Source organism: Nocardia sp. NPDC087230, assembly GCF_044744725.1.
GTDB lineage: Bacteria > Actinomycetota > Actinomycetes > Mycobacteriales > Mycobacteriaceae > Nocardia > Nocardia canadensis.
The window spans coordinates 121420-137740 of the sequence record NZ_JBIUYV010000010.1 but is presented as its reverse complement, the minus strand read 5'-3'; the positions used below and the strand labels follow the sequence as shown (position 1 = coordinate 137740).

The window sequence follows — 16321 nt, the reverse complement described above, 5'->3', positions numbered from 1 at the left end:
CTCAGCCGCGGACGGGAAACCGTTCGTCCAGAGCGAGATTGAGCTCGACGACATTCACCCGGGGCTCGCCGAGGAACCCGAGCGTGCGCCCGGCGGTGTGCGCCGCGACCAGATCACGCACCTGATCGCCGGTGAGGCCGCGCGCCTTCGCCACCCGCTCGACCTGGATGGCCGCGTACGCGGGGGAGATGTGCGGGTCCAGGCCGCTGCCGCTCGCGGTGACCGCGTCGGCGGGGACCGCCGCTTCGGCCGGGGCGTCGCCGAGGATCGGGATGATCCGGCCGACCGAGTAGTCCTCGCCTTCCTGCGCGCATTCCACGGTGACGCCGCGGAACGTGGCCAGGAACGGCCGCGCCGGGCAGAGCTCGTTGACGCTGACGACCTGCACCGGTCGCGACACATCGCCGTCGGCATCGCGCGGACCGATCACCGAGAGCACCGCGCCGACACCGTCTTTCGTGCAGAACTGGCGGGCGCCGTCGACCCCCTCACGGTCGCCGACCTCCTTCGATCGGGTGCACACGGTGGTGAGCAGGCTGGTGCGGGCGGCGGTGTCGACGATGTCCTCGGGACCCAGATTGCTCGCGGCGGTGGCCAGCGGGTCGTAGCCGTCGCCCGCGGCCGACGGGCGGCTCTGGAAGTACTGCACCATGGCCTTGCCGTCGGCGTCGGTGAACGACTGCCCGATCAGGCTGGAGCCCACCAGCTTTCCGTCCCGCTCGATCAGTGAGCCGTCGGCATTGTCGTGGAGTCCCGGCAGTTGCGCGACCGCGAAAACCGCGACGGGGTACACGATTCCGGTGATCGCGGTCAGCACGAGCAGGGCGCGCAGGGCGGCCAGGTGCTGGCGGATCCAGGTTGACATACGCATTTCAGGACATCCCGGGGAGGAGTTGGACGAGCAGGTCGATGATCTTGATGCCGAGGAACGGCGCGATGATGCCGCCCAGGCCGTAGATCGTCAGGTTGCGGCTCAACAGGGTCGAGGCATCGCTCGGCCGGTAGTCGACACCGCGCAGCGCCAGCGGGATGAGCGCCACGATGATGATCGCGTTGAAGATGACCGCGGACAGGATCGCCGACTGCGGGCTGGCCAGGCGCATGATGTTCAGCGCGTCCAGGCCGGGGAACAGCGCCACGAACAACGCGGGAATGATCGCGAAGTACTTGGCGATGTCATTGGCGATGGAGAACGTGGTGAGCGCGCCGCGGGTGATCAGCAGCTGCTTGCCGATCTCCACGATCTCGATCAGTTTGGTCGGGTCCGAATCGAGATCGACCATGTTGCCCGCCTCTTTGGCGGCCGAGGTGCCGGTGTTCATCGCCACGCCCACGTCGGCCTGGGCCAGCGCGGGAGCGTCGTTGGTGCCGTCGCCGGTCATCGCGACCAGGCGGCCGCCGTCCTGCTCCTTCTTGATCAGGGCGAGCTTGTCCTCCGGCGTCGCCTCGGCGAGGTAGTCGTCCACCCCCGCTTCGTCGGCGATCGCCTTCGCGGTGAGCGGGTTGTCGCCGGTGATCATCACCGTGCGAATGCCCATGCGGCGCATCTCGTCGAAGCGTTCCCGCATGCCCTGCTTGACGACGTCCTTGAGATGGATGACACCGAGCAGCCGCGGGGTGCCGTCCTTGACCTCACCGACCACCAGCGGCGTGCCGCCCGAGGCCGAGATGCCGTCGACGATCGCCGTGGCGTCGCTGGGGACCGAACCACCCTGGGCCCGAACCCATTCGATCACCGCACCCGCTGCCCCCTTGCGCAGCTGGTGCCCATCGGCGAGGTCGACACCCGACATGCGGGTCTGCGCGGTGAACTCCACCCAGGTGGCACCGGGCAGCTCGCCCGCGGAACGTTCCCGCTTGTCGAACGTCTGCTTGGCGAACACGACGATCGACCGCCCCTCCGGCGTCTCGTCGGCCAGGCTCGACAGCTGGGCGGCGTCGGCGAGTTCGTCGTCGAGAATGCCCGGCATCGGGACGAATGCGGCCGCCTGCCGGTTGCCGAGGGTGATGGTGCCGGTCTTGTCGAGCAGCAGCGTGTTCACATCGCCCGCCGCTTCGACCGCGCGGCCCGACATGGCCAGCACATTGCGCTGCACGAGGCGGTCCATCCCGGCGATGCCGATGGCCGAGAGCAGCGCGCCGATGGTGGTCGGGATGAGGCAGACCAGCAACGAGACCATCACGATGCCGGTGATGCCGTGCGCGTCCAGCGCCGAAGTATCCGGCACGCCGGGGTTGTTCGACTTGGCGAAGATCGCCAGCGGCTGCAGCGTGGTGACCGCGAAGACGAAGATGATCGTGAGCGCGGCCAGCAGGATGTTGAGCGCGATCTCGTTCGGGGTCTTCTGGCGGCTGGCGCCTTCGACGAGCGCGATCATCTTGTCGATGAAGCTGGCGCCGGGCTCCTGGGTGATCCGCACGACGATCCGGTCCGAGAGCACCGTGGTGCCGCCGGTGACGGCCGACCGGTCACCGCCGGATTCGCGGATGACCGGGGCGGATTCGCCGGTGATGGCCGATTCGTCGACCGAGGCGATGCCTTCGACGACGTCACCGTCACCGGGGATGACCTGACCGGCCTCGACCACGACGACGTCACCGCGGCGCAGTTCGGTCGCGGCGACCCGTTCCTCGACGATGCGGCCACCGGGGGTCCAGTCGGCCAGCCTGCGCGCGACGGTGTCGGTCTTGGCCTTGCGCAGCGTGTCGGCCTGGGCCTTGCCGCGGCCCTCCGCGACGGCCTCGGCCAGGTTGGCGAAGACCACGGTGAGCCACAGCCACACCACGATCGCCCAGGCGAAGAAGCTCGGATCGGCGATCGCCAGGATGGTCGACCACGCCGCGCCGATCTCGACGATCAGCATGACGGGGTTCTTCCACAGCGTGCGCGGATCGAGTTTGCGCAGCGCGTCCGGCAGGGAAGTGAGCAGCAGCTTCGGATCCAGGACGCCCTTCTGTACGCCCTTGGTCCGGTGTTCGGGCCGCGGCGCGGCCGGTGTTTCGAGGGTAGGACTTGTCATCTCAGTGAATTCCTTCGGCGAGCGGCCCGAGCGCGAGGGCGGGCAGGAAGGTGAGCGCGACCAGGATCACCGTCACACCGACGACCATGCCGACGAACTGCGGCCGGTGCGTCGGCAGCGTGCCGATCGACGCGGGAGTGGTGCCCTGCTGGGCCAGCGAACCGGCCAGCGCCAGGACGAAGATGATCGGCAGGAACCGCCCGAACACCATGGCCAGGCCGAGCGCGGTGTTGAACCACTCGGTGTTGCCGGTGAGTCCGGCGAAGGCGGAACCGTTGTTGTTGGCCGCGGAGGTGAAGGCGTAGAGCACTTCCGAGAGGCCGTGCGGGCCGCTGTTGAGCATGCCGGCCCGCTGGCCGGGCAGTGCCATCGCGATCGCGGTGCCGATCAGCACGATCAGCGGACTCACCAGGAAATAGGAAGCGGCCAGCTTGATCTCGCGCGGCGTGATCTTCTTGCCGAGGTACTCCGGCGTGCGGCCGACCATCAGGCCCGCCACGAACACCGTGATCACGGCGAGGATCAGCATGCCGTAGAGACCGGAGCCGACACCACCGGGCGCGACCTCGCCCAGTTGCATGTTGAACATCGTCATCAGGCCGCCGAGGCTGGTGTAGGAATCGTGGAACGAGTTCACCGCGCCGGTCGAGGTGAGGGTGGTCGCGCCGGCGAAGGTCGCCGAATTCGCCACGCCGAAACGGGTTTCCACGCCCTCCATGGACGCGCCGATCGCGGTCGGCACCGTGCCGTGGTGCTGGAGCTGGAACAGGTTGGTCAGCGTGATGCTGGTGAGCGCGATGGTGCCCATCACCGCGACGATCGCGTAGCCCTGCTTGGTGCTGCCGACCATCCGGCCGAATGTGCGCGGCAGCGAGAACGCGATCACCATCAGCAGGAAGATCTCCAGGAAATTCGTCCAGGTGCTCGCGTTCTCGAACGGATGCGCCGCGTTGGCGTTGTAGAAGCCGCCGCCGTTGGTGCCGAGTTCCTTGATGACTTCCTGGCTCGCGACCGGGCCGCCGGTCAGCGTCTGCTCGGCGCCGCCGAGGGTCTGGGCGACCTGATCGTGTACGTGGAAGTTCTGGATGACACCGCCGGCGATCAGCACGATCGCGAAGACGAACGCGATCGGCAGCAGGATCCGCAGGGTGCCGCGTACCAGGTCGACCCAGAAGTTGCCGAGCTCACCGGTGTGGCGCCGGGCGAAGCCGCGCACCAGCGCGATCGCCACCGCCATGCCGACGGCCGCGGAGACGAAGTTCTGCACCGCCAGCCCGGCCATCTGCACGAGGTGGCCCTGGGTCGACTCGCCGGAGTAGTTCTGCCAGTTCGTGTTGGTGACGAAGCTGACGGCGGTGTTCCAGGCCAGCGCCGGGGTCATCTCGGTGCCGGGGTCGTTCAGATGCAGCGGCAGCGCGCCCTGCACCAGCTGGAAGAAGAACAGGAACAGGATGCCCACCGCCGAGAATGCCAGCACACTGCGGGCATAGACCGGCCAGGTCTGCTCGACCTCGGGTTTCGCGCCGATGGCACGGTAGATCAGCCGCTCGGCGCGGGAGTGCTTGTCGCTGCTGTAGACCCGGTACATGTAGTCGCCGAGCGGCACATGCACCAGGGCCAGCGTGATGACCAGGGCCGCCACGAAGGCGATCCCCGCTGTTGTCGTGTTCACCTAGAACCTCTCGGGAAAGAGCAGCGCCGCGACCATGTACACGGCGACGAGGACGGCCAGAACCAGACCGACAAGGTTCGCGATCACAGCTTCTCCACCCCCCGCTGGACCACGCCCAGCAGCGCGAAGATCGCCACGGTGAGCACCGTGAACACCACGACAGACATTTCCGACCTCCTTGCGCTCCGAGGTGAAGCGCCTAGGTGAGTGAAACGCCGGATCAGGGCTCGGCGTGGTTTCCTTACGACTCCTTAGCGCCGGGCGGCACGGCCTTTGCGAAATGTTGACGCGTCGCCCGGGGAAGGGCGTGAGGATGCCGTCAAGGCAGGGCCGATAGCCGTCAACACACCGTAAAGATCGAGATCAGGCCGTACTCGCGCGACTACAAAGGGTGTGCACCGGCGGGCGAAGGGCACCGCCGGCCCCTGTGTTCACGGAAAGAGAGATCGCGGTGTCTGTTGTGACCCTTGCGGTGATCTTCGGTTTCGTCGCATCGCTGCTGCTGATCCGGGTGCTCGGCCGGCTCAACACCTCACACGCACCGATGGTGACCGTCGGTGTGTTGCCGGTGCGCCCGCAGGCCCCGGCGCGTCGACCCGCGATGATGGACCGGTGAAACGCGGACAGCTGCGCATCTACCTCGGTGCTGCGCCGGGCGTCGGCAAGACCTACGCCATGCTCGGCGAGGCGCATCGGCGGCTGGAACGCGGCCGCGATGTGGTCGCGGCCGTCGTGGAGACGCACGGCCGGAAGAAGACCGCCGAACTGCTCGATGGCATCGAGCGGATTCCGGCGAAACTGATCGAGTACCGGGGGACGCACCTGCCCGAGCTCGACGTCGACGCCGTGCTGGCTCGCCGGCCCGCGGTGGTGCTCGTCGACGAGTTGGCGCACACGAACGCGCCGGGCAGCGTGCACGAGAAGCGCTGGCAGGACGTGGAGCAGTTGCTGGACGCGGGCATCGATGTCATCTCGACGGTCAATGTGCAGCACCTCGAGAGTCTCAACGACGTGGTCCAGCAGATCACCGGTATCGAGCAGCGCGAGACGGTGCCCGATGCCGTCGTCCGCACCGCGGACCAGGTAGAGCTCGTCGACCTGACGCCGGAGGCGTTGCGGCGCAGGCTTTCCCACGGCAATGTGTATGCCGCCGACAAGGTCGACGCGGCGCTGCGCAACTACTTCCGCCCCGGCAACCTGACCGCGTTGCGCGAACTCGCGCTGCTGTGGCTGGCCGACCAGGTGGACGCGGCGCTGGCCAAGTACCGGGCCGACCACAAGATCACCGAGCTGTGGGAGGCGCGCGAGCGCGTGGTCGTCGCGGTGACCGGCGGTCCCGAATCGGAGACCGTGGTGCGCCGGGCCGGCCGGATCGCGTCCAAGTCCAGCGCCGACCTGGTGGTGGTGCACGTGGTGCGCGGGGACGGGCTGGCCGGGGTGTCGACCGAGCGGATGGCCAAACTGCGTGAACTCGCCGCGGGTCTGGGCGCCTCGCTGCACACCGTGACCGGCGACGATGTGCCCACCGCGCTGCTCGAGTTCGCGCGCGAGGTGAACGCCACTCAGCTGGTGCTGGGCACCTCACGACGCTCGCGCTGGGCACGCATGCTCGACGAGGGCATCGGCTCCACCGTGGTGCAGCGCTCGGGCAAGATCGATGTCCACATGGTGACCCACGAGGAAGCCAATCGCGGCCTGCGCAGGCACTGGCTGCGCCCGCGGCGCCCGGTCAGCGCGTGGCTGGCCGCGGTCGTGGTGCCGGTGCTGGTGAGCCTGATCTGTGGGGTGCTCCTCGACGGCTGGTTACAGCTGGGCGGGCTCAGCGCCGTGTTCTTCGTCGGTGTCGTCGCGGTGGCGCTGTTCGGCGGCGTGGTACCCGCCGGACTCTCGGCCCTGCTGTCCGGGCTGCTGCTGAACTGGTATTTCACCGACCCGCGCTACAGCTTCACCATCGCCGAGCCGGACAACTTCGTGACCGTGGTGGTGCTGCTCATCGTCGCGGTCGCCGTCGCGGCCCTGGTGGATGTGGCCGCGAAGCGGACGCTGCAGGCGCGCAAGGCTTCCCGCGAGGCCGAACTGCTGACGATGTTCGCCGGATCCGTGCTGCACGGCGCCGACCTGCCCAATCTGCTCGAACAGGTCCGCGAGACCTACGGCCAGCGCGCGGTGAGCCTGCGATCCGGGGACCAGGTCGTCGCCTCGGTGGGCACCGAGCCGCCGACCCGGCCGTCGCACGCCGACACCGTCATCGAGGCGGGGGACGCGCAGAGCCATCTGCTGCTGGCGGGCCGCCGGATCAATTCCACGGAGCGGCCGGTGCTCAACGCCGTCGCCAATCAGGCGGTCGGGCTGGTGCGCCAGGCCGCGCTGGCCGAGGAGGCCAGCGCCGCGGCGGCGCTGCTCGAGGCCGACCGGTTGCGCCGGGCCCTGCTGTCGGCGGTCAGCCACGACCTGCGGACCCCGCTGGCCGGGGCGAAGGCGGCCGTGTCCAGTCTGCGCAGCGACGATATCGAGTTCTCGGCCGAGGACACCGGTGAGCTGCTCGAGGCGATCGAGGAATCGGTCGACCAGCTGACCGCGCTGGTCGGCAACCTGCTCGACTCCTCGCGGCTGGCCGTCGGCGTCGTCACCCCGCAGCTGCGACGGGTGTACATGGACGAGGCGGTCCATCGCGCGCTGGTCAGCGTCGGGATGGGAACCCGTGGACTGCGCCGCGCGGCGATGGATCGGGTGAAGGTGGAGGTCGGTGAGGTCTCCGTGCTCGCCGACAGCGGTCTGCTCGAACGGGTGCTGGCCAACCTGATCGACAACGCGCTGCGGCACTCCGGCCGCGAGACGCCGGTCCGGGTGACCGCCGAACACGACGGGGACCGGGTGTCGATCGCGGTCGTCGACGTCGGCCCCGGTGTGCCGGCGGGGACCGAGGAGCAGTTGTTCGAACCGTTCCAGCGGCTCGGCGATCGGGACAACACCACCGGAGTGGGTCTCGGACTGTCGGTGGTCCGCGGTTTCGTGGAGGCGATGGGCGGCAACGTCCACGCCGAACCGACCCCCGGCGGCGGCTTGACCATGCTGGTCGACCTGCCGTCCGGGGTCGGCGCCGCGCCGGTCCCGGACGATGACAGCGCGGCCGATCCCGACGAGACTGACCGATGACCGCATCGGCGGTCGCCACAGATCAGGCCGGGCCGCCCGGCCACAATCCAGGAACGGTGATGACGGACAAGAACCAGGCTCCGGCCGCCACCAAGGTGCTGGTGGTCGACGACGAGCCGCAGATCGTGCGGGCCCTGCGGATCAACCTGTCGGTGCGCGGATACGAGGTCATCACCGCGGGCAACGGTGCCGCCGCGTTGCGCGCCGCCGCGGAACGGCAGCCCGACGTCGTGATCCTGGACCTGGGCCTGCCCGATATGGACGGCATCGAGGTGCTCGCCGGGTTGCGCGGCTGGACCTCGGCGCCGGTGCTGGTGCTCTCGGCGCGCACCGATTCCGCCGACAAGGTCGAAGCGCTCGACGCGGGCGCCGACGACTACGTCACCAAGCCGTTCGGCATGGACGAACTGCTGGCCCGGCTGCGCGCCGCGGTCCGGCGCGGGGCGACCGAGGTCGACACCGTCGATCCGGTGGTGGTCACCGACTCGTTCACCGTCGACCTGGTCGCCAAGAAGGTCACCAAGCGGGGCGCGCCGGTGCACCTGACGCCCACCGAGTGGGGCATGCTCGAGATGCTGGTGCGCAATTGCGGAAAACTGGTGGGGCGCAAGGAACTCCTGCGCGAGGTGTGGGGACCCGCCTACGCCACCGAGACCCACTACCTGCGGGTCTATCTCGCGCAGCTGCGCCGCAAACTCGAGGACGACCCGGCCAACCCCCGGCACCTGCTGACCGAGGCCGGCATGGGGTACCGCTTCCAGGAGTGACGCGTGCCCCGGGTCACGCGCCGGAATGCCGCCGCACGCGCAGGCGTTCCCAGGCGTGCATCGTCCCCGACGCGAATGGCAGGATCAAGGCATGGCTGAGCAGCAGAACGCACCTGTGACCACCGCACCGACCGAGCTGTGGGTCGAGCGCACCGGAACCAGGGCCTACACCGGACGCAGCAATCGGGGCGCGGAGGTCCTGATCGCCTCGCAGGGCGTCGAAGGCGCGTTCACCCCGGGCGAGCTGCTGAAGATCGCGCTGGCCGCCTGCACCGGTCTCAGCTCGGACCTGCCGCTCTCGCGCCGCCTCGGTGACGACTTCGACGCCACCATCCGCGTCTCCGGCGACGCCGACCGCGAGAACGAGCTGTACCCGCAGCTCGACGAGGTCCTGGAACTGGACCTGTCCGAGCTGGACGAGGCCGCGCGCGAGCGACTACTGGTCACCGTGCAGCGGGCCGTCGACAAGGTGTGCACCGTGGGCCGCACGCTCAAGGCGGGCACGAAGGTGACGTTGAACTTCGCCGTCGACGCATGAGCGGGCCGGCCCGGCGGCGGCAGCGCCGTGTCCCCACGCAGCGACCCCGATCACGCGCATCGGACGCGGCATGAGCGAGGCGCCGCAGCGGCTCAGCGCCTGGGTGCACGGGATGGTGCAGGGGGTGGGTTTCCGCTGGTGGACCCGCTCGCGCGCACTGGAACTCGGGCTCACCGGGTATGCCCGCAATCACCGCGACGGACGGGTGCACGTGGTCGCCGAAGGATCGCGATCGGCAGGCGCGACGCTGCTCGAGCTGCTACGGTCCGGCGATGCACCTGGCCGGGTCGACCTGGTTGTGGAAAGCTGGGAGCCCGCGCGGGGCGACATGACGGGATTCGAGGAGCGCTAGTGGTGACTTCGGGGGCTAGGGGGCGGCAGCGGTGAGCACACAGAACCCTGGTCCGCCCGATCAACCGCCCGCGGGTGGCTCCGGGCCCTCGCCCCACCAGCCGCCGGATCCCGGCGCGGGCTGGCCGCCGCCCGACCCCGGCGCGGGCTGGCCGCCGATGCCGCAGCAGCCGCCCGGACCGCCCGCCGATGCGCCGCGGCCCGGCCGGATGGCCAGGCAGGAACCCGGCCTCACCCAGCCCCGCCCGCCCACCGTCGGTGAGGCGCGCGCCCGGGACAAGGCGCGCAAGCAGGCCGAACAGGCCCAGCGTGCCGCCGCCGAGGCGGCGGAAGCCAAGCGGCGCACCAGGAAACGGGTGATGATCGGCGGCGTCGCCGTCGTCGGTGTCGCCGCGCTGGTCGGCGGTGGCTATCTGGCCTACCGGGCGATCGCGGCACCGGATCAGGTGACCGCCTCGTGCGTGCAGATCGATCAGAACGGCAACGAGATCGTCGTCCCCGACGACAACTGCGGCGACGGCAAGACCAACTTCCGCAGCGACACCAGCCACGGTGGCGCGGGCAGCCTGATCCTGCTCGGCTGGCCGCAGTACCGCTACCACTACGGCGGCACCTCCACCATCGGCAAGCCGCCCAGCGGCGGCAGCTCGGTGAAGCCGCGCAACGCCACCGTCACCACCAAGAGCGGCACCACGATCCAGCGTGGCGGGCTCGGCAGCAAGTCCACCGGCGGGAGCGGGTCCTAGTGCGGCGGGTGGCGAGTACGCCGCGTCCGGGCTGGCAGCAGATCATCGAGAGTCAGGGGCTGGTCTACGGCGCGCCCGGCCGCGATGCCAGCGGTCAGCCGCGTCCGTACTGGGACGAGTCGGTGCACTACGAGTTCTCGATGGACGAGATCCTCGCGCTGGAAGCCGATGTGGAGCTGTTGCAGTCGATGTGCCTGCACGCGGCCGAACACGTGGTCCTCACCGAGCGCTACGCCGATTTCGGGCTGCCCGAATGGAGCTGGGGGCCGATCGCCGAATCCTGGCGGCGCAGTGACCCCTACGTCTACGGACGCTTCGACCTGCGCTACGACGCGCGGCGACCGGCCAAGCTGCTCGAGTACAACGCCGATACCCCCACCTCGCTGCTCGAGGCCGCGATCATCCAGTGGCACTGGCTGCAGCAGGTGTACCCCGGTGGCGACCAGTGGAATTCGCTGCACGAGAAGCTGGTGGAGCGCTGGACCGCACTGCGCGGCGTGCTGCCGGGCACCGAGCTGCACTTCACCTGGTCGGGCGCCGACGCGACCGGCGAGGACAACGTGACCACCGCCTACATGCAGGAGACCGCCGCCGAGGCGGGCTTCGACACGGTCGCGCTGCCGATCGAGGAGGTCGGCTTCGACACCGAGCTGCACCGCTTCGTCGATCTGGCCGAGGCGCCGATCGAGGCGGTCTTCAAGCTGTACCCGTGGGAGTGGATCCTCGACGACGACTTCGGCAAGCGCGTGGTCGAGAGCCTGCCCGCCACCGCCTGGGTCGAGCCGCTGTGGACCACGCTGCTCAGCAACAAGGCATTGCTGGCCGTGCTCTGGGAGATGTATCCCGGACACCCGAACCTGTTGCCCGCCTACCTCGACAGCCCGCACGAGCTCACCGAGTACATCCGCAAACCCAAGCTCGGTCGCGAGGGCGCCAACATGACCATCGTCGGTCCCGGCATGGAGACCGCGACCGGCGGCGTCTACGGCGCCGAGGGCTTCGTCTACCAATTGCTCGATCCGCTCCCGGAATTCGACGGCATGCGCCCGGTGCTGGGCGCCTGGGTCGTCGGCGACACGGCGGCGGGTCTGGGCATCCGGGAGACGGCGGGCCTGATCACCGACGACGGCGCCGCCTTCGTCCCGCACCGCATCGTCGACTGACCCGTGACCACACAACACTGTTCGAAAGGACCACGATGACCGCCCTCGCCCTGGAATCGGGTTATTGGAGCGCGCTCGGTGAAGGCGTCGGCGCCATCATCCTGTACTGCCTCATCGGTCTCGCGCTGATGCTGATCGGCTTCTTCGCCATCGACCTGACCACGCCCGGCAAGCTGCGCGACCTGGTCGTGGCCGGCAAGCCGAACGCGCTGATCGTGTCCGCGGCGGGCATGGTCAGCATGGCCTTCATCGTCGTGTTCGCGGTGCTGGCCACCGGCGGGGTCAACAAGCTCTCCGAAGGGCTGATCGCCGCGGTCGTCTACGGCCTGGTCGGCATCATCGCGCAGGTGATCTCGGTGCGTGTGATCGAGAAGGTCACCGGCATCGACATCGGCCGTACCCTGCACGCCGACACCTACACCCCCGAGGTGCTGGTGGTCGCGGCCGCGCACTTCGCCCTGGGTCTGGTGGTGGCGTTCGCCATCCTGTGACCGTCGCCGCGGTTGACATCACACAGTGGAGGGTGGAGGCTGGGAACAGCTGTCCACTGTGGTTGGTGAACGAGAGGATGTCGGCATGGACATCACCCCAGGCACACGCGCGTCCGACGCCGAGCGCAACGCCATCGTCGCGCAGCTGAGCACCCATCTCGCCGACGGCAGGCTCGATCTCACCGAATACGACCAGCGCGTCGCCAAGGTCTACGCGACCGCCACGCGCGACGAACTCGCCGTCGTGCTGTCCGATCTGCCGCCGCTGACCGCGCAGCAGCAGGCCGCCGCGCCCGCCGCGCAGAAGGGTCCGCGAATCCCGGTCTGGCAGCGCATCGAGGCGGGCAGCTGGCTCGGCGTCAGCCTGATCGTGGTGGTCATCTGGGGTCTGATCTCGTTGAGCGCCGGCGAGCTCACCTACTTCTGGCCGATGTGGGTCATCGGCCCCTGGGGCGCGGTGCTGGTCTTCCGTGTCCTCACCGGCTGGGAAGCGTCCCCGGGCACCCAGACCCACCTGCGCCAGCTGCAGAAGCAGATGAAGCACGTCCAGCACATGGACCCACACAACCCGGATCGCCCGCACTGACGCGGAGCGGCCGGTAGCGGCGGGTAAGCTCACGCGAGCACATGGGTAACTCGTCGGGCACGGGCTACCGCAACCCGATACCCGACCGCCAGCCGCGTGCGCCGTCCCTCTCGCGCTCGAGTCTGGCCTGAATCGCGGAGAGGCGGGCCAGCCTTGCATCTCAAGAGCTTGACGTTGAAGGGGTTCAAGTCCTTCGCGTCCGCGACCACGCTGCGCTTCGAACCGGGCATCACCTGCGTCGTCGGGCCGAACGGGTCCGGTAAGTCCAATGTCGTGGACGCCCTCACCTGGGTGATGGGTGAGCAGGGTGCCAAGGCGTTGCGGGGCGGCAAGATGCAGGACGTCATCTTCGCCGGGACCACCGGTCGCGCCGCGCTCGGGCGCGCCGAGGTGACGCTGACGATCGACAACTCCGACGGGGCGCTGCCGATCGACTACGCCGAGGTCTCGATCACCCGGCGGATGTTCCGCGACGGCGCGGGCGAGTACGAGATCAACGGCAGCAGCTGCCGGCTGATGGACGTGCAGGAACTGCTGTCGGACTCCGGTATCGGCCGCGAGATGCACGTCATCGTGGGCCAGGGCCAGCTCTCGGCGATCCTGGAGTCCCGCCCCGAGGACCGCCGCGCGTTCGTCGAAGAGGCCGCGGGCGTGCTCAAGCACCGGCGCCGCAAGGAGAAGGCGGTTCGCAAGCTCGACGCGATGCAAGCCAATCTCGCCCGCCTCACCGACCTCACCACCGAACTGCGCCGCCAGCTCAAGCCCCTCGGCAGGCAAGCCGAGGTGGCCCGGCGCGCGCAGACCGTGCAGGCCGACCTGCGCGATGCCCGGTTGCGGCTGGCCGCCGACGATCTGGTGACCCGGCGGGGCGAGCTGGAATCTCAGCTCAGCAAGGAGGCCTACGCCCGCGAGCAGCAGATCACCGTGCAGTCCGAGCTCGACGCCGCCAATGCCGCGCTCGCGCAGCAGGAGTTCCAGCTCTCGCGCCTGAGTCCCAGCGCCGAGGCCGCCGCACAGACCTGGTTCCAGCTGTCCGCGCTGGCCGAGCGGGTCAACGCCACCATCCGCATCGCCGGTGACCGGGCCAGGCACCTGCACACCGAGACGCCCGTCGGCACCGGCCGCGATCCCGACCAGCTCGAGGCCGAGGCCGACCGGATCGAGGCCGAGGAAGCCGAGCTGCGCTACGCGGTCGAGATGGCCACCGAAACGCTCGAGGCCGCCCGCGAGGCGCTCGCCGATCGCGAGTACGCGGCCAAGGCCGCCGAGCAGGCGCATCTGGCCGCCGTGCGCGCGATCGCCGACCGGCGCGAGGGGCTGGCCCGGCTCTCCGGCCAGGTCGAGAACCTGCGCACGAAGTCGCAATCGGTCGACGCCGAGATCGCCCGGCTGTCGGTCGCCATCGCCGACGCCCGCCATCGTGGCGAGGCCGCCCAGGTCGAATACGACTCGGTGCAGGACGAACTCGGCGAACTGGACGCCGGTGAGAAGGGCCTCGACGCCCAGCACGAGCACGCCGTCGCCGCCCTGGCGCTGGCCGACGAACGCGTGCGGGAACTGCGGGAACAGGACCGCGAGGCGAGCAAGCTGGTCGCCCGGCTCGGCGCCCGCATCGAAGCGCTCGGCATGAACCTGGCCCGCAAGGACGGCGCGGCCTGGCTGCTCGAACACGGGGTCGGCGGCCTCGGTGACCGGCTCTCGGCGCAGCTGCGGGTCGATAGCGGTTTCGAAGCCGCGGTCGCCGCGCTGCTGGGCCCGCTCGCCGACGCGATCACCGCCGAGACCCCCACCGCGGCCGACGCCGCCGTGCGCGAACTGCGCTCCGGCGACGGCGGCCGGGTCGCCTTCGTCTTCGCCACCGCCGGGCTGGTGCCCTCCGAACGCGGCAGCCTGCCGACGGGGGCGCGCTGGCTCGCCGAGGTCGTCGACGGCGCCGAGCCGGTGCGGCCCGCGCTGGCGGCGCTCACCGCGGGCGTGGTGGTCGTCGACGATCTGGCGACCGCCACCGAACTCGTCGCGCTGCGCCCGGAACTGCGGGTGGTCACCCGCGACGGCGATCTGGCCGGCGCGGGCTGGATCGTCGGCGGTTCGGAGCGGATGCCGAGCCAGCTCGAGGTCCAGGCCGAGATCGACGCCGCCACCGCCGAATTGGTGGCCGCGCAGCGCCGGGCGGAGGAACTGGAAGCCGCACTGGCCGGGGCGCTGGCCGAGCAGACCGACCGCAAGGACGCCGCCGATCACGCGCTGATGGCGCTGCACGAATCCGATCAGGCGCTGCTGGCGATCTACGACCGGCTGGCCCGCGTCGGCCAGACCGCGCGCTCGGCGCAGACCGAGGGGGAGCGGCTGGCGACCCAGCGCGCCGACGCCGAGGCCGCGCGGGAGAAGTCGCTGGCCTCCCTCGCCGAGCTCGAGGACCGCCTGCGCCACGCCGAGATGGAACACGACGGCGGCGACGACAGCTACGGCGCCGCGGGCACCGAGACCGCGGGCCGGGAACGCGAAGAGGCCGCGGCCGCGCTCGCCGAAGCACGCACCATGGAGGTCGAGGCCAGGCTGGCCGTGCGCACCGCCGAGGAACGCGCGGAATCGGTACGCGGCAAGGCGGATTCGCTGCGCCGGGCCGCCCGCGCCGAACGCGAGGCCAGGGCGCGCGCCGAACGCGCGCAGGCCGCGCGCCGCCAGGCCGCCGCCGTGGCCGCCGCGGTCGCGGAGTCGGGGGCCGAGATCGCCCGCGAGCTCGAGCAGGTCGTGGCCGCCGCCGCGGCCCGGCGCGACGAGTTGGTCCGGCGCCGCGGCGAATGCGCCGCCGCGCTCGAACAGGTGAAGGAGCGGTCGCGGGCGCTGACCACGCAGCTGGCCCAGCTCACCGACGCCGTGCACCGCGACGAGGTCGCCAAGGCCCAGGCGGCCCTGCGCATCGAACAGCTCGAGACGACCATTTCCGAGCAGTTCGGCATCGCGCTGGCCGATCTCGTGGCCGAGTACGGACCCGATGTCGCACTGCCGCCCTCGGCGCTGGAATTGCAGGAGTACGAGGCGGCCAAGGAGCGGGGCGAGCAGGTCAGCGCGCCGCAACCGATGCCCTACGATCGGGCCACCCAGGAGCGCCGCGCCAAACGCGCCGAGAAGGACCTCAGCACCCTGGGCAAGGTGAACCCGCTGGCACTGGAGGAGTTCGCGGCGCTCGAGGAGCGCTACACCTTCCTCGCCACCCAGCTCGAGGACGTCAAGAACGCGCGCAAGGACCTGCTCGACGTGGTCGCCGAGGTCGACGCGCGCATCCTGCAGGTGTTCACCGAGGCCTACGCCGACGTGGAGCGGGAGTTCGTCGGCGTCTTCGCCAAGCTGTTCCCCGGCGGCGAGGGCAGGCTGGTGCTCACCGATCCCTCCGACATGCTCACCACCGGCATCGAGGTGGAGGCCAGGCCGCCGGGCAAGAAGGTCAAGCGCCTGTCGCTGCTCTCCGGCGGCGAGAAGTCGCTGACGGCGGTCGCGTTGCTGGTCAGCATCTTCCGGGCCAGGCCGTCGCCGTTCTATGTGATGGACGAGGTCGAGGCGGCGCTCGACGACACCAATCTGCGCAGGCTCATCGGCCTGTTCGAGCAGTTGCGGGAGAAGAGCCAGCTGATCGTCATCACCCACCAGAAGCCGACCATGGAGATCGCCGACGCGCTCTACGGCGTCAGCATGCGCGGTGACGGCATCACCCAGGTGATCTCGCAGCGGTTGAACCGCGCCGAGGTGACCGATACCGATCCGGTGGGCGCGCCGGCGTAGCTGTCCCACTGTCCGGGATGGTGAATTGGCAACACATTTCACCGATGGTGG

The 16321-nt window shown here is 69.9% G+C and carries 14 protein-coding genes; 10 read left to right on the top strand and 4 right to left on the bottom strand.

The window, feature by feature from the left end:
• Nucleotide 1 precedes the first annotated feature (1 nt).
• Genes ACIO52_RS27335 through ACIO52_RS27320 form a run of 4 tightly spaced genes read right to left on the bottom strand, consistent with a single transcriptional unit; the run spans nt 2 to nt 4779 of the window.
• Complete coding sequence (locus ACIO52_RS27335; protein ID WP_342801602.1) at nt 2-871, bottom strand: potassium-transporting ATPase subunit C; 870 nt, start codon at nt 869-871, stop codon at nt 2-4.
• 1 nt (nt 872) lies between these two features.
• Nucleotides 873-3020: a potassium-transporting ATPase subunit KdpB gene (gene kdpB / locus ACIO52_RS27330; RefSeq protein ID WP_402647871.1), complete on the bottom strand. Its 2148-nt coding sequence runs from the start codon at nt 3018-3020 to the stop codon at nt 873-875.
• Between the two features lies 1 nt (nt 3021).
• The gene (kdpA, locus tag ACIO52_RS27325) at nt 3022-4692 is read right to left on the bottom strand and encodes a potassium-transporting ATPase subunit KdpA (protein WP_316575589.1); all 1671 of its coding nucleotides are present in this window, start codon (nt 4690-4692) and stop codon (nt 3022-3024) included.
• On the bottom strand, nt 4693-4779 hold the full coding sequence (locus ACIO52_RS27320; RefSeq protein ID WP_218719288.1) for a potassium-transporting ATPase subunit F: 87 nt from the start codon (nt 4777-4779) through the stop codon (nt 4693-4695).
• 364 nt (nt 4780-5143) lie between these two features.
• Between ACIO52_RS27320 and ACIO52_RS27315 the strand changes: the two genes are divergently transcribed.
• From ACIO52_RS27315 to smc, 10 genes are all read left to right on the top strand, one after another.
• Nucleotides 5144-5308 carry a hypothetical protein gene (locus ACIO52_RS27315; protein WP_218719269.1) on the top strand — a complete coding sequence of 55 codons (165 nt, stop codon included), beginning with the start codon at nt 5144-5146 and terminating at the stop codon, nt 5306-5308.
• The gene (locus ACIO52_RS27310) at nt 5305-7848 is read left to right on the top strand and encodes a sensor histidine kinase KdpD (protein WP_316575587.1); all 2544 of its coding nucleotides are present in this window, start codon (nt 5305-5307) and stop codon (nt 7846-7848) included. Before ACIO52_RS27315 ends, ACIO52_RS27310 begins: the two co-directional genes overlap by 4 nt.
• A 59-nt stretch (nt 7849-7907) precedes the next feature.
• Nucleotides 7908-8615: a response regulator gene (locus ACIO52_RS27305; protein ID WP_402647866.1), complete on the top strand. Its 708-nt coding sequence runs from the start codon at nt 7908-7910 to the stop codon at nt 8613-8615.
• 91 nt (nt 8616-8706) lie between these two features.
• Entirely contained in the window at nt 8707-9153 is a 447-nt protein-coding gene (locus ACIO52_RS27300) for an OsmC family protein (protein ID WP_218719272.1), read from the top strand.
• A gap of 70 nt (nt 9154-9223) precedes the next feature.
• Nucleotides 9224-9505, top strand: a complete 282-nt coding sequence (locus tag ACIO52_RS27295; protein ID WP_218719273.1) for an acylphosphatase — start codon at nt 9224-9226, stop codon at nt 9503-9505.
• Between the two features lie 208 nt (nt 9506-9713).
• Complete coding sequence (locus tag ACIO52_RS27290; RefSeq protein WP_218719290.1) at nt 9714-10250, top strand: hypothetical protein; 537 nt, start codon at nt 9714-9716, stop codon at nt 10248-10250.
• Nucleotides 10250-11413, top strand: a complete 1164-nt coding sequence (locus ACIO52_RS27285) for a glutathionylspermidine synthase family protein (protein ID WP_342802319.1) — start codon at nt 10250-10252, stop codon at nt 11411-11413. Before ACIO52_RS27290 ends, ACIO52_RS27285 begins: the two co-directional genes overlap by 1 nt.
• 35 nt (nt 11414-11448) lie before the next feature.
• Complete coding sequence (locus ACIO52_RS27280) at nt 11449-11904, top strand: DUF350 domain-containing protein (protein WP_218719275.1); 456 nt, start codon at nt 11449-11451, stop codon at nt 11902-11904.
• Nucleotides 11905-11989: 85 nt separating this feature from the next.
• Nucleotides 11990-12490, top strand: a complete 501-nt coding sequence (locus tag ACIO52_RS27275; protein WP_316575585.1) for a DUF1707 domain-containing protein — start codon at nt 11990-11992, stop codon at nt 12488-12490.
• Between the two features lie 153 nt (nt 12491-12643).
• Nucleotides 12644-16270 (top strand): chromosome segregation protein SMC, encoded by a 3627-nt coding sequence (gene smc, locus ACIO52_RS27270; protein ID WP_402647860.1) that lies wholly within the window; start codon nt 12644-12646, stop codon nt 16268-16270.
• The last annotated feature ends 51 nt before the right edge of the window (nt 16271-16321 follow it).